12 protein-coding genes and 3 pseudogenes are annotated in these 13,940 nt (G+C 65.2%); 13 read left to right on the top strand and 2 right to left on the bottom strand.

What is annotated here, in order from left to right; genetic code table 11:
* Positions 1-56: 56 nt before the first annotated feature.
* The 11 genes and pseudogenes from OHA25_RS07625 to ltrA all read left to right on the top strand — a co-directional run bounded on the left by OHA25_RS07625 (position 57) and on the right by ltrA (position 10,043).
* Positions 57-893, top strand: coding sequence for a helix-turn-helix domain-containing protein (locus OHA25_RS07625; RefSeq protein WP_327586874.1), 837 nt, complete (start codon positions 57-59; stop codon positions 891-893).
* 105 nt (positions 894-998) lie between these two features.
* Entirely contained in the window at positions 999-1,985 is a 987-nt protein-coding gene (locus OHA25_RS07620; protein WP_327586873.1) for a hypothetical protein, read from the top strand.
* A 417-nt stretch (positions 1,986-2,402) separates the two neighbouring features.
* Positions 2,403-2,621: pseudogene (locus tag OHA25_RS07615) on the top strand (helix-turn-helix domain-containing protein); the annotation flags it as partial.
* Positions 2,619-2,804, top strand: coding sequence for a transposase family protein (locus OHA25_RS07610; RefSeq protein WP_442942170.1), 186 nt, complete (start codon positions 2,619-2,621; stop codon positions 2,802-2,804). The pseudogene OHA25_RS07615 and the gene OHA25_RS07610, both read left to right, overlap by 3 nt.
* A 156-nt stretch (positions 2,805-2,960) precedes the next feature.
* The gene (locus tag OHA25_RS07605; RefSeq protein WP_327586872.1) at positions 2,961-3,221 is read left to right on the top strand and encodes a hypothetical protein; all 261 of its coding nucleotides are present in this window, start codon (positions 2,961-2,963) and stop codon (positions 3,219-3,221) included.
* The gene (locus tag OHA25_RS07600; RefSeq protein ID WP_327586871.1) at positions 3,200-3,625 is read left to right on the top strand and encodes a DUF6545 domain-containing protein; all 426 of its coding nucleotides are present in this window, start codon (positions 3,200-3,202) and stop codon (positions 3,623-3,625) included. The genes OHA25_RS07605 and OHA25_RS07600 overlap by 22 nt, the downstream gene beginning before the upstream one ends.
* A 200-nt stretch (positions 3,626-3,825) precedes the next feature.
* Entirely contained in the window at positions 3,826-4,260 is a 435-nt protein-coding gene (locus OHA25_RS07595; RefSeq protein ID WP_327586870.1) for a hypothetical protein, read from the top strand.
* 89 nt (positions 4,261-4,349) lie between these two features.
* Positions 4,350-5,156 (top strand): SAM-dependent methyltransferase, encoded by an 807-nt coding sequence (locus OHA25_RS07590; protein WP_327586869.1) that lies wholly within the window; start codon positions 4,350-4,352, stop codon positions 5,154-5,156.
* A 513-nt stretch (positions 5,157-5,669) separates the two neighbouring features.
* Positions 5,670-7,121, top strand: coding sequence for an alpha/beta fold hydrolase (locus OHA25_RS07585; protein ID WP_327586868.1), 1,452 nt, complete (start codon positions 5,670-5,672; stop codon positions 7,119-7,121).
* Between the two features lie 141 nt (positions 7,122-7,262).
* Positions 7,263-8,795: pseudogene (locus tag OHA25_RS07580) on the top strand (ISL3 family transposase); the annotation flags it as partial.
* The gene (gene ltrA, locus OHA25_RS07575; protein ID WP_327590943.1) at positions 8,781-10,043 is read left to right on the top strand and encodes a group II intron reverse transcriptase/maturase; all 1,263 of its coding nucleotides are present in this window, start codon (positions 8,781-8,783) and stop codon (positions 10,041-10,043) included. The pseudogene OHA25_RS07580 and the gene ltrA, both read left to right, overlap by 15 nt.
* Positions 10,044-10,675: 632 nt before the next feature.
* On the opposite strand, the gene OHA25_RS07570 is transcribed toward ltrA, so the two are convergent.
* The gene (locus OHA25_RS07570) at positions 10,676-11,314 is read right to left on the bottom strand and encodes a group II intron reverse transcriptase/maturase (RefSeq protein WP_327586867.1); all 639 of its coding nucleotides are present in this window, start codon (positions 11,312-11,314) and stop codon (positions 10,676-10,678) included.
* A gap of 352 nt (positions 11,315-11,666) precedes the next feature.
* Positions 11,667-12,302, bottom strand: coding sequence for a tyrosine-type recombinase/integrase (locus OHA25_RS07565; protein WP_327586866.1), 636 nt, complete (start codon positions 12,300-12,302; stop codon positions 11,667-11,669).
* Between the two features lie 568 nt (positions 12,303-12,870).
* Between OHA25_RS07565 and OHA25_RS07560 the strand changes: the two genes are divergently transcribed.
* Positions 12,871-13,050 (top strand): hypothetical protein, encoded by a 180-nt coding sequence (locus OHA25_RS07560; RefSeq protein ID WP_327586865.1) that lies wholly within the window; start codon positions 12,871-12,873, stop codon positions 13,048-13,050.
* A 17-nt stretch (positions 13,051-13,067) separates the two neighbouring features.
* Positions 13,068-13,198 (top strand): annotated as a pseudogene (locus OHA25_RS07555) (IS630 family transposase); the annotation flags it as partial.
* Between the last annotated feature and the right edge of the window lie 742 nt (positions 13,199-13,940).

The raw sequence follows: 13,940 nt of genomic DNA, 5'->3' as shown, positions 1-13,940 counted from the left end.
GCGCGCCGGTGGCTTGAACGAATGTTCCCGGCTGCCGGATCGCCTAGCATGTGAGCATGCGCGCCGATGCGGCTGTGTGGGACGTCGCGCGGCCGGCGCGGCCTAGCCGGATCGCCGGTGTCGGCATGGCGGGGTTCCGTGACCGTGGCACGGGGGCAGCCAGCGGCCAACGCGCGGTCCCGCATCCGGGCGTGACGCTGGCGCTGGAGTTCGGCGCCGGGCCGCTCATCGTGGACGACGCCGCCGGAGGACAGCGGAGGGGAAGCCTGGTCGCCGGGCTCGGGTTCGGGCTCGGCGAGCTCTGGGTGCGGGGCGAGAACTTCGAGGCCGTGCAGGTGCGCCTGTCCCCGCTGATCGCCCGCGCGATCCTGGGCGTCGCCCCGGTCGACCTGGTCGGCACCGTGGTGCCCCTCGGCGACCTGTGGGGCCGAGAGGCGGAACGGATCCGCGAGCGAATGGCCGAGACCTCCTCCTGGCAGGAACGCTTCGCGTTGACGGACTTGCTGCTCGCCCGGCGGCATGAGACAAAGGCGTCCGTGGACCCGGAGGTAGCCTGGAGCTGGCGGCGGATCGTCGCCGGCCGCGGCCTGGTCCGGGTCGACGAACTGGCGGCCGAGGTCGGATGGAGCCGCAAGCGCCTGTGGTCACGGTTCCGTTCGCAGATCGGCCTGCCGCCTAAGCTGGCGGCGAAGCTGGTCCGCTTCGACCACGCCGCACACCGGCTGGCCGCGGGCGAAGGCGCAGCTAGGGTCGCGGCGGAGGTCGGCTACGCCGACCAGTCCCACCTGCACCGGGACGTCGTGGCGTTCACCGGGATGACCCCGGCGACCGTGGCTGGCGAACCGTGGCTTGTGGTCGACGATATCGCCTGGCCGGCGGTGGCTGGCGGTTGAGCCTCGATGGCTGGCCCGCCGGCGCCTTGTAATTCTGTCCCGTCCGCCCGGCACCGCTACCTTTGCCCGATGTGGGCGGCGCGCGGCCCCACGTAGCGTTCGTCTATGCGTCGTGTCGCTCCCGCTCTGGGACTGTTCCTGCTAGCGCCGTTCGTCGGCGAGTACCTGCTGGGCAACATCGCCCTCGACGGGCTGTGGCTCGGGCTGTTCTTGGCGCCCCTGTACGGCTTCGGAGCGCTGCTGATCCGGGAGACGACACGCCGAGCCGGGGGCGGGTGGCCCACGATGGCCCTGCTGGCGGCGGCTTACGCGCTGATCGAGGAGGGACCGGTGGACCAGTTGCTGTGGAACGCCTCCTACGCGGGTCACGATTATCTACATGGTCCGACCTACCTTCCGGCGCTGGGGATGAGCGTGGAGCTCACGCTGAGCGTGGTGGCGCTGCACGGGGTGTGGAGCATCTGTGTGCCCATAGCCCTGATGGAGTCTTTCGTGCTCCGGCGCAGGACCGAACCGTGGCTGGGCCGTACCGGTCTGGCGGTGACCACCGTGGGCTACGTGCTGGGGGCGGCGCTGGTGTTCTGGGGAAACTACAGTGAGGAGCGGTTCATGGCCTCGCCCGGCCAGTTCCTCGGGGTGGGGGTGGTGATCGTCGGGCTGGTGACGCTGGCCTTCGCCGTGCGATCGCGGCGGCGGCCGCCGGTGGCGGGGCGGGCGCCCTCACCGCTGGCCACAGGGGCGGCGGCGCTCATCGGGACCAGCCTCTATTGGGGGCCGTCGGTGCTTGTTACGGCCGAGTGGTATGAGTGGGTCGGGGTGGCGGTGTGGTGTGTCATCGCGGTGGGTGGGATGCTGCTCCTGCTCCGGTGGTCGCGGCAGGAGGGGTGGGACGCGCGGCACCGGTACGCGCTGGCGGCGGGGGCGACGCTGACTTACATCTGGGCCGCGTTCCCGGTACGGCCGGAGCTGGGGACAACGCCCACGCTCGAACTCGTCAGCGACCTGGTGTTCGGCACGGTCGGCCTGATCGTCGTGGCGTTCGCGGGGCGGGTGGTCTGGAGCGCGTCGCGGGTCAGCTCCACATGTACGTGAGACCACGTGGCTTGGTCAGGCCGGCTGTCGATCTTTGTCCGGGTATCTCTGCATCGCCCATACAAGGCCATGAATACAAGCTTGGCCTGCATCACCCCCGAAAGCGAGGACGACCGTCTCGAGGAGATGAAGCCCGGCGGCCGCAGCGCGCCGTCACCCCCTCCTCAAGGGCGTGGCCGTCGCCGTCCTGCCGGTGGCCTACGCCGACGGGCTGTTGACGAGGGGCCCGTTGGGGCAGTCGGAGGCCGACTCGATCGGCGCCTGCCAGCCTTCGATACTTACCAACTAAGCGGCATTCCAGAAGTCCTGCGCGTAACGAGGCGTGAGATCGCAGACGCGGATAGGCATTGACAGGGACCTCGCCGGGGGTTGGATCGAAGTTGCCTACAACGCCCACCCGGCGAGGTCGTGGTCAGTATGCGCCCGGTCAGCGTGTTCGCCAACGGTCCTGAGGACTCGATCGAGCAGTTACGCGCGCAGCTGCGCGGCCGGTGGCGGCAGGCCAGGCGGGCGATGATGGTCTTGCTGTCGGTGCGCGGACTGTCCCCGGCCCAGATCGCTGACCTGCTGGAGTGCGATGCCGGCACGGTGCGGCGGTGGATCGGCCGGTTCAACCACCACGGGCCGGCCGACCTGGGCTACGAAGGCGCCGCCGACATCATCCATGTCCCGATCAAGAAGAAGGCCGGCCAGCACAAGCTGAGCGACGATCAGCACGCCTACAACAAGCTCCTCCGAGGCCTGCGCGGAGTCGGTGAACGCGCCAACGCCCTGCTCACCGTCACGTTCAAGGCCCTGCGCCGGGTCAGCGACCGGTGACCTACATCCCGAACCTGGCAAAGCTGATCCAGCACCTCGCCACGATCACCGCGTGCAGCGCCACCGGCGTCATGCTCGTCCACCTCGACCACGACAAGCCCCTGCCGGCGCGCGCCCTGCTGCGCATCCGCCCTGGCCGGAGCCGTCGCGGCCGCGATGACGGCGCTGTTCTTCCTGGCGCCCGTCGACGTGTCCGAGCCGATTCGGTTCGCGGACCGGTATTCGACGGCCGCGTTCGTTCCGCAGTACATGCTGTTGTTCATCGCCATGATCGCGCTCGCGTGCGCCGACATCGCGATGTCGACCTGGCGGCACGGGCGGCGGCACGGCGGGAATGTCCGCCTGCGCCTGAGCGTCCGGCTGGTCTCCGCCGCCGCGGTCTTCGGGTTCGCCTATTGCCTCTTCAAAGCCGCCTAAATCGTGTTCCGGCTCTCCGGTCTGACCCCGCTGAGCGGGGAGAACGCCGTCTCCACGCCGCTGGCATCGGTGATCCTCGGTGCGATCGGCCTGGCCCTGCCCAAGGCAGGCACGGCGATCGACGCGACCGGCACCGGCTCGGCCGCCTGCGCGCCTATCGGCGTCTGCGTCCCCTGTGGACGGACCTCTACGCCGCCATGCCGGAGATAGCCCTACACCCTCCACTCGGACGCGAACTGCCGGCCATCCTCGACATCGACTACCTGCTGTATCGCCGGATGATCGAAATCAGCGACGGAATGCTCGCCCTGGGCATCGCCGGCCTGCCGCGTCAGGTCCAGCCCGACCCTCGGCCGGCCGCGGCCGCAGCCGAGCCGCTGGCCCAAGCCTCCATGGAAAGGTGAAACCGGCGGCGGCACGCGATGTCACCACGCAGCCGCCCGCCCAGCAGGACCGCTAACTCGACGACGAGATCACATGGCTCATCCAGGTCGCCGACGCCTACTGTCGCCAGCCTCCCCGTCCGTGAGGCCGACAAGTGCACGACAGGTTCGCGAAAGGCGGCGATGGGACCATATGGCACACGCATCCTGAAGGAGGGCCCGTGGACGGCTTGCGGACTACCCTGCTGATGACCGCCACGATCTCAACGGGCCTGGTCGCGGGGGTGTTCGTCCTGTACGCCCATACGATCATGCCGGGCCTCGGGAAGACCGACGACCGCACCTTCGTCGGGGCGTTCCAGGCGATCGACCGGGCAATCATCAACCCGTGGTTCCTGGGCGGCGGCTTCTTCGGCGCGCTGCTGTTCACCCTCCTGGCCCCTGCTCACCCACATCGGCCGGAATGTCCTGCCTTGGATCGTGGCCGCGCTGCAGCGGGAGACCCCGACGTCATCGACGTGGCCGAAGTCCGCGCGAGATTCGGCGAAGCAGCTTCAAGATCGGCGGTGCGTATTCTGTGCAGAACGTTGAGGCTGGAGGTAGGTGTGGTCCGGCTGCTTCGCCGTCGCAGTCTAGATACGTTACGCGGTTTCTAGGTTCAAGACACTGGCAAAATTTGCTGGCGCAGCGATCGAGTTATCACGATAAAGACGCGCCAATATGTGTGCAAGGAGGAGCTTGACAGGTGAATGAGCCAATTCCAGTCATTGATACGACAGTGCCAAGCATGGCACGGATCTATGACTACTGTCTCGGGGGTAAGGATAACTTCGCAGTCGACCGGGAGGCTGCAGAGCAGATCCTTCGTGTGTTGCCGAACGTTCGGCAGATAGCAAGGGAGAATCGCGAATTCCTAGGTCGGGCGGTACGCTTCCTCACCGAGGCCGGTATCCGACAGTTCCTTGATATCGGGACCGGGCTTCCTACTCAACAAAACGTTCATGAGGTTGCTTTAGGAGTCGCCCCAGATGTGCGGACGGTCTATGTCGACAACGACCCCATTGTCCTAACCCATGCACGTGCTCTGCTGGCCAACCACGACCAGACAATCGTGGCCGAGGGTGATCTACGCTCACCGCGGGACCTCCTTGGCAGGGCAGAGGTCCGGGCCCACCTTGACTTCGACCGGCCCTTCGCGATCATCCTGTGTTCCATCGTGCACTTTGTCGAGGATGACGAGGCGGCGGGAGATATTGTCTCTATACTGCGGGAGAGTCTGCCAGCCGGTGGGGCGTTCGTCCTTTCTCACGGTTTCCGGGGCATGCTTGATGACGAGGCGATGGAGATTGGAAGATCGATTTACGCTCGGGCGCATGCTGGAGTTACGATGCGTGATTGGGCTGCAATCATGGACTATTTCCGAGGGCTTGAGTTGGTGGAGCCCGGCTTGGTTCGCGTGGAATCGTGGCGTCCTGACCACGATCTGGATCTCACTACCGATGCGGCAGCGCCGGGTATTCTAGGAGCCGTCGCCTTTCGCACGCGCCTGTAGCATCCTAAGGGGAAATTAGATTACTGGACTGATCTTCTCATTCCCGATGCGCCCACATCAGTAATTGAGATAATACTCTGCGTGACAGATGAACGGCGGAAGCGTATCCCTCGGCGCGAGCAGGAAGACACCTTGCCCTGCTCTGTGGGAACCAACACCTCCGGAGCGGTAGTTCGATTGACAACTTCCAGATGACGAGGGCGTTCACCGGGCATCGGTGTCCTTTCCTGCCTCGGCGTCAACGGCGGAGCCGCCGCCTGTTAGATTCGGGAGTCATGATCAAGGAGAGGCGCGTCAACGGCCCGGCCACGGGCCGCTGAGGCGTAGGAGGGTGCTCTTCGGCTCGAGGAGGATCGACGACCCTTCGGCGGGGCTTTAAATCCTACTCCCGCGGCCGGTTAGTGCAGCGAGATGAGGACCAGTCGTCTGCCGTGTGAGCAGCCCGGCCAGCCGATCAACGATAGGAGCAATGTGCCAAGAAGAACTTCCCTGTTCGCCACTGCCCTTGTGGCCATGACGACGCTGTTAACCGCCCCGATGGCGGGAGTGGCCAACGCGACGGTAACCGGAGCGGACGTCACGGATGCCGTCGGCAAGCGCGGCATCACCTGGGGGCCGTGCGAGGAGGAGCCCACCGTCGAGTGCGGCACGCTGGCCGTACCGATCGACTGGTCCAAGCCGAACGGACCCGCCGTCGACCTGGCCCTCGCCCGGCGCAAGGCCATCGACCCCTCCGCGCGGATCGGATCCCTGCTGATTAACCCGGGTGGACCCGGCAACTCCGGCGTGAACGACATGCTTCGCTCCTCCGGCTTCAGTGAGGACGTCCAGCGGCGATTCGACATCGTCAGCTACGACCCCCGGGGCGTCGCCCGCAGTGGCTCGGTGACCTGCTCGGCTTCGGTGTACAACGAGATGCCGTCCCCGGTCATGACCAGCCAGGCCGACTACGACAAATGGGTCGCCTTCGACAAGAAGCTGCACGCGGACTGCCGCAAGCTCACCGGCCCCCTGTACGACCACATCGACTCGGCCAACGTGGCGCGTGACATGGACGCCATTCGCGCCGCGCTCGGCGAGCACAAGCTGACCTCGTACGGCATCTCCTACGGCACGCTGGCCCAGCAGATGTACGCCGAGCTTTTCCCGAACCGGGTCAGGGCCATGGTGCTGGACAGCAACATGGACCACAGCCTGAACGTCAAGGCGTTCCAGGTGACCGAGGCGGCCACCGTCCAGGACAGCTTCGACGAGTTCGTCGCCTGGTGCGACCGGGACACCGACTGCGTCCTGCACGGGCGCGACGTCCGGGCACTGTGGAAGGGACTGCTCGAGAAGGCGGACCGCGGCCAGCTGTACTGGCCGGGCGTCACCGACCGCCCGGTGAGCGCCCACAACCTCCTCTGGCTGGGCGTGGTGCTCAACGAGGCGCCCGCCTGGCGGCAGGAGGCCAAGGTGCTCCTCGCCCTGGACGGCGGGCCGGTCCCGGATGACATGCCGGGCCCTCCCGGCAACGGGCCCGTGAACGGTGAGTCCGCCGAACTCCCCACCGCGATCCTCTGCGAGGACTTCAATCTGTCGCTCCGGAACTACAACGAGTACGCCGACGTGATGCGCAGCTCCAACGCGGTGGCCCCGGACATGCGGTACAACCCGATGCCGATGGGCGACATGCCGATCTGCCAGGGCCACCCGGTGAACAACCCGCAGCACCGGCTGCGGTACACGGGTAGCGCTCCGCTGCTGGTGGGCACCTCCATGCACGACCCCGACACGCCGTACGAGTGGTCGGCCAACGTGGCCCGCCAGCTCGGCTCCAAGGCCACGCTGCTCACGTACGAGGGCTGGGGGCACGGCATCTACGGCATGACCCAGTGCACCACGGCTGCCATGGACAGCTACCTGATCTCGCTGACCGTGCCCGCACAGGGCACCCGCTGCCCGGCGGAAGAGCCCCAGGGCTAGGCCATGTCTTCAAAGTGACGTCATGACCAGGGGGGCAGATCGTATCCGGCCGGAATTTCCGGCCGTGCCCGGGACTGTACGGGTTTTCGGCTCTGGCCCGTAATCGGTGGTGGCACTGAGTGATCCCTGCCAGGCTGGGCCGTGCTGAAGATCGACGATCTTGCGGGTGTGGTGTTTGCGGGGCTGTCTGCCCTGGTCATCGAGGGAGTAGAGGACGAGGACGACCTCATTCGGGTCATGGCTCGTACTCGCGACGAGCCGGTGCCGTGCCCAGTGTGTGGGGCGCTGACCGGTCGGGTGCACGGCTACGTGAGCCGGACGGTCACGGATGTCCCGGTCGACGGGCGGCGGGTGGTGGTTTCGGTTCAGGTACGGCGTCTGGTCTGTCCGGAGTGGGGATGCCCTCGGCAGACGTTCCGTGAGCAGGTGCCCGGGCTGATCGAGCGCTACCAGCGTCGAACCAGCAGGCTCACCGGCCAGCTGGGCGCGGTGGTGAAGGAATTGGCCGGCCGGGCGGGTGCTCGGCTTTCGGCGGTCCTGGCCGTCACGATCTCCAGGTCCACAGCGCTGCGACTGCTGGTGCGGCTGCCGCTGCCCCCGCTACGGATCCCGCGCGTGCTGGGTGTCGATGACTTTGCTCTCAAGCGCCGCCACCGTTATGCCATCATCCTGATCGACGCCGAGACGGGCGAGCGGATCGATGTCCTGCCCGGCCGCGGTGCCGATGTGCTGGAGACGTGGCTGCGATCCCACCCTGGGGTCGAGATCGTCTGCCGCGACGGGTCGGGCGCCTACGGTGAGGCGGTTCGACGTGCTCTGCCGGATGCGGTGCAGGTCGGGGACAGGTGGCACCTGTGGGCGAATTTCTGCGACAAGACCCTTGCTGAGGTTCGGTCCCACAGCGCCTGCTGGGCCACGGTTAACCCGTCGCGGCCCGCCGGCGTCCATGAACAGACCACCCGTGAGCGTTGGCAGCAGATCCACGACCTGCTGGACAAGGGCGTCGGTCTCTTGGAGTGCGCCCGTCGGTTGAACCTGTCCCTCAACACCGTCAAGCGCTACGCCCGCACCCACAAGCCCGAGGCTTTGCGCCGCGCTCCGCGCTATCGGCCCACGCTCGTCGATCCTTACCGCGATCACCTGCGAGAACGGCGCGCCGCCGATCCGGCCGTTGCCGTCCAGCAGCTGTTTCGAGAGATCAAAGAGCTCGGCTACACCGGCAGCCTCAACCTGCTCTACCGCTACATCACCCAAGGCCGAGCCGAAGGAGAGCGGCCCGTCATCACCCCACGCCGCCTCGCCCGTCTCCTGCTCACCCACCCCGACCGGCTGCGTGATAGCGACACCCAGCTGGTGCAGGAGCTCACAGCCGCCTGCCCCGAACTGGCCGAACTCGCCCGCCATGTCCGCAGCTTCGCCGAGCTCCTCACCCCGGCCGACGGCAACGACGCCAAGCTCACCGCCTGGATCACCACCCTCCGAGCCGCTGATCTGCCTCACCTGCACGGCTTCGCCAACGGCATCGAACTCGATCGCGACGCGGTGAACGCCGCACTCACCCTCCCGCACCACAACGGTCGAACCGAAGGCGTCAACACCCGCACGAAGAGGATCGAGGCTGTCGTTTGTTTGGTCAACCAGTGCACTGGGAGGAGCCCGATGGACGAGCTGAAAGCATCTGGCAAGCCGTTCGACATCTCCAAGCAGGAGGTGTGGGACGCCTGGATCAAGGTGAAAGGGAATCAGGGAGCGCCCGGGGTGGACAAGGTGTCCATCGAGGAGTTTGAGGCCGATCTGCGGAACAACCTGTACAAGATCTGGAATCGGATGTCCTCGGGGAGCTACATCCCCCCGCCGGTCAGGGCGGTGGAGATCCCTAAAGCACACGGTGCCGCAGGCACGCGGGTGCTCGGGGTGCCCACCGTCGCCGACCGGGTGGCGCAGACGGTGGTGGCCGCCCACCTGGAACGGCGGGTGGAGCCGATCTTCCATCCCGACTCGTTCGGGTACCGGCCGCGCCGTTCGGCTCTGGACGCCGTGGCTACCTGCCGCAGACGCTGCTGGGAGTACAACTGGGTGATCGATTTGGACATCCGGAAGTTCTTCGACAGCGTCCGGTGGGACCTGGTGCTCAAGACCGTGGCGGCGCACACCGACGCCCGCTGGGTGTTGCTGTATGTCAAGCGGTGGCTGGCCGCTCCCATGCAGCTGCCCGACGGGACCTTGCAGGAGCGGGACCGCGGAACCGCACAAGGATCAGCGGTCTCATCCGTCCTGGCGCACCTGTTCATGCATTATGCGTTCGATCTGTGGGTGGAGCGGGAGTTCGCCCCGACCGTCGCGTTTGAGCGCTACGCGGACGACGCAGTGATCCACTGCTCGACCGAGAGGCAGGCCAGACGAGTCCTGGCAGCCCTGCACGAACGGATGAACCAGGTCGGACTGGAGCTGCACCCGGACAAGACGAAGATCGTGTACTGCCAGGACAGCAAACGGCGCAGCTCGTTCGAGCAGGTGTCGTTCACCTTCTTGGGATACACCTTCCAACCCCGGGCGGCAGTAGGGAAGAACGGCAAGCACTTCACGTCCTTTCTCCCGGCGGTCAGCAAGGACGCCCTGAAGAAGATGAGCGCGACGGTGCGGTCCTGGCGGTTACACCGCCGGGTCAACGGCACTGCGGCGGGCCTCGCCCGGATGATCAACCCGATGGTGCGGGGCTGGATGGCCTACTACGGAGCCTTCTACCGCCATGCGCTGTATCCCCTGCTCCATCGCATCAACACCTACCTGCTGCGATGGATCATGAACAAGTACAAGAGGTTGAGCAATTGGAGGAAGGCCACCCGGGCAATGCGTGACGCGGTGACCCGGCAACCTCGGTACTTCGCACACTGGGCCTGGGCAAAACCGGCCGTCAGATGACCAGAACGACAAGAGCCGTGTAACGGGAGACTGTTACGCACGGATCTGTGGGAGCCCGGAGGTGAGATTCCTCCGGGCTACCCGACCATTTGGGATCGCTGGCCACGGCTGCTTCGCAGAAAGGAGACAGCAGCAAGACAGTTAAACGATAGCTGTGACGGTTACTCTGCTCGTGGTGGTATTCCTGCTCTAGAAAGTGAGGATCCCTTGAAATTCGCCAATCAAGCAGTGGCGCTAGCACTCGCTGCCGCTGCCGTTCTGGGCGGCGGCGACACGGCATCGGCTTCTTCCGGCTCCGAGATCAGGTCTCAATCATCCACCTCCAGCCAAGCCGTATCGGGCACCCTTCTGGATATGGGGTGGCGGTGGGAGAGTAGTAGGAACTATTTTGGGGAGGCGACCTGTGAGATCGCCAGGAAGTCGGTGGAATGGTATCTTGATGTATCCGCACGATGCTTTCAGGCCACTCAAGTTCTAACATACTATTATTTGTATAAGGTATACGACTGAGAACGGGCTGACCTGAACAGGGTGGGCCGCGCGGCGAGGTGCCTGGCATTCAGGTCCTTTTCCGGCGCGGCCTCCCTCCGAACCACGCGGACTGGTTTCCCAGTACGTGGCTCTCCAGCGATCTACGCCACGTTCGCGGCGGGGTGCCGGTAGTGGATGGCCTCGTGACAGGGGTGGCAGACCACCAGGGTTTTGCGCCGCATCCTGGTCATGAGGGCCGCCCACGCGGGCTGGTCTGATCCGAGTCCTTCGAGCTGAGCGAGGTTGCGCACTTGGTGGACGAGCACCTTGGCGGGATCGCCGCAGAGCTCACATCTCCGTTTCAGGAGCCGGGTGACCAGCTCCTTGCGAGGAAGAGGACGCGGGGTCAGGACGCGGTCGTCGAGCTTGGCGTCCTTGTTCCGTGCGAGGGGTATCCCGCCGAACCGGGCGACCAGAGGCTGCTTGCCATCGCGTTCGACGCGGGCTTCAAAGCAGGTGCGTATCCCGTGCGGTGTCTGGATTTTGGCTCTGTGTTTCGCCGCCATCTTCGACACCGAGGATTGATGCTTTGCCGCCAGCGTTTTCAGCATCGACGTCTGGGCGACCCAGTTGAGCCGGTGTAGCCGCCAGGCGTCGATGGCGAGCAGGTAGTACTGGACGATGCCCCGGTATTGCGCGCCGTAGCTCTTGACGATGTCGTAGTCGTCGAGATTTTGCATGGCGCTGATGTGCCAGGGTTTGCCGTGGCGCAGGTAGGGGCCGCATTTGGCCTTGATCACATCGAGAGGCACCCGCAGTGCGATTATTCCGTTGACCGATCGTCGGCCGTTGGTGAGACGGGTGTTGTTGTCCTGGGTGATGATCTCATAGCCGAGGTATCGCGCTGCCCGGGTCCGGGCGTGTGTGATCAGGGTCTTGCTCGGTGACAGTTCCAGGTTGAGTTCGTCACGCAGAAATGTCGCCAACTGATCTTTGATGTCCTCGACTTCGGCCTTCGGTCCGATGAAGCCCAGCAGGTGGTCGTCTGCTTATGCCGAGGCCCGGATTATGCCGACCTGGCTGTCGAATTCCCTGGTCAGCAGGAAGTTCGCCGTTCCTGGATCGGCATAACCCGGTTGTTCCTGGCGGTGGCTAGAGGGTGTCGAGGAACCCGAGCAGGGTGTCGGGCGGGCGGTAACGTCCGGGGCTGGTGCTCGGTTGCTGGACGCGGGCGAGGGCCTGTTCCTTGATACTCATGTCGGCATGGAGATAGACCTGGGTGGTCTCGACGCCCTCGTGGCCGAGCCAGAGGGCGATGACCGAGGTATCGACTCCGGCGTGCAGGAGTGACATGGCGGCGGTGTGCCTGAGCGTGTGCGGGGTGACGTTCTTCTCCTTGATCGACGGGCAGGCGGCTTCTGCCGTGGCCGCGTGTTTTGCGACGAGTCGCTTGACGGCGTCACGGGAAAGCCGCCCTCCGGCCCTGGTGGGGAACAGCGGGCCGCCGGGGGCGGAGCCGAGCTCGGGCACCCAGGTTTTCAGCACCCTGACAACCTGGCTGGTCAGCGGGGTCGCCCTGTCTTTGCGTCCCTTGCCGTGGCAGCGAACGTGCGGGCCGGTGTCCAAGTGCGCGTCCTGGCAGGTGAGTGTGGTGAGCTCCGATACCCGCAGGCCGGTCTGGACGGCGAGCAGGAGCAGGGCGTGGTACTTCGCACACTGGGCCTGGGCAAAACCGGCCGTCAGATGACCAGAACGACAAGAGCCGTGTAACGGGAGACTGTTACGCACGGATCTGTGGGAGCCCGGAGGTGAGATTCCTCCGGGCTACCCGACCAACTCCGAAGAGCCCACATGATTCGGTGGCGCGTCATGGCCTGTGTTAGAAGTTGCACATGTCGATGATCTGCGGCGGAGGATTGCACTGCGAGTATTTATATCCGGCGACGTGCACAATATAATAGCTGGGAAAGCCATGGGCGGACCCCGGCGGCGCCTGGTCGCTTATTGATAAAAGGCTGGCGGTTTCGCGAACGTCTGTGTCCCAGTAGGAGTCTCCTACCCATCTCACCTTAAAGTCCTCTTCTCGAGGCCCAGGCGAGGGGACGAGCTTCTCGCATGTGTTCACAGTGTGCCCGACGCTGAAGGGTCCGACCGTGACATTCAGCGGGATCTGGCCGCAAGTCCCTGGCGGGTATTGCGTGGATCTGGGGTTCCCATCGTGGACGTTTAACCGCCAACTATCTGGAAGTCCTGGGCTTCTTTTGGTTCCAGGCGTCCGAGATCAACTACCTCCGCCGAGAAACGAAGGAACTTGCCGAACTGGAGTTGCCAGGCCGATGCCCACACACTGACGGGCATGGTACGCGAGAAGCGTGATCAGCTACGACCGGTCGCTGGGGACAGCGCGGCGGCTGAGGCAATCAAGCTGGTCGCCCAGCAAGCCCGCAACCCGATACTCGACCTGGGCGACCGGATCGGTAACTGCCGATTCCTGATCAGAGACCGGGACCGCAAGTTCACCACTCATCTTCGATGAGGTGTTTACGACCGAAACTGGACGTCCACCTGATCTGCAACAACTACGGCACCCATAAGACACCGGCGATCAAGGCGTGGCTCGCCATCCCCGCTTCCACATGCACTTCACTCCAATCGGCTCTTCGTGGATCAACCAGGTCGTGCGACACGAGGTCGCATGCGAAGGGTGGAATATGCCGAAGGAGGTCGCGTGATGTCGACGGCATAATGCCCGGTCCAGTGCGCAATGGACCGTCCCCGCCCTGGCGTGCGTTGTGAGTGACCGCGAGGTGCGAAGCCCGGGGAAATGCCCAAGGACCCTCGTTCCATCCCGGGGTCACAGGCTGGGGAAGACCGGACGGGTGAACGCAAGTGAAGCCTCGATGACGCGTCGTCATTAGCACTTTCGCGGATGGATCGCAGGAGCGGGAGATAGGGACCGGCCGCTGCAAGGCGGCAGGTGCCGACCAGAGGAATCTGGCCGGTCGGGAGCGCACCACCGTCCCCGGGGTTCAGAGGACGGTGCGACACGAGGTCGCAGGTTGTGAGTGGACTTACCAAATGGAGGTTCGGTTGATATCGAAGGTGTAGTCCCTGGTCAGTGTCCGTGAGACTTGTTCCCGCCTTGGCATGCGTCGCTGGTAACGGCGGGGTGTGAAGCCCAGGGGAAAGCCAAAGGATTCCCGCTCCATCCGGGAGTTACGGGTCAGGGAAAGATCGGACGGGCTAATCGCGTGAATCTCCGTTGATGTCTCGTCAATACCTCCCTCTGCGATGGAATGTAGCGGCGAGGGTGAAGGGTTGGCCGCTGGGAAGCGGCAGGCGCCGGCCGATTATGCCCTGTCGGCCGGGAGGACACCGTCACCCCGGGATAGAGGAGAAGCCCACCCCGATCGTGTCTCACTCCTG

The sequence above is a fragment of the Nonomuraea sp. NBC_00507 genome, assembly GCF_036013525.1.
Taxonomy (GTDB): Bacteria; Actinomycetota; Actinomycetes; order Streptosporangiales; family Streptosporangiaceae; genus Nonomuraea.
The sequence above is the reverse complement of the archived record's forward strand: the minus strand, read 5'-3'. Positions and strand labels throughout refer to the sequence as shown.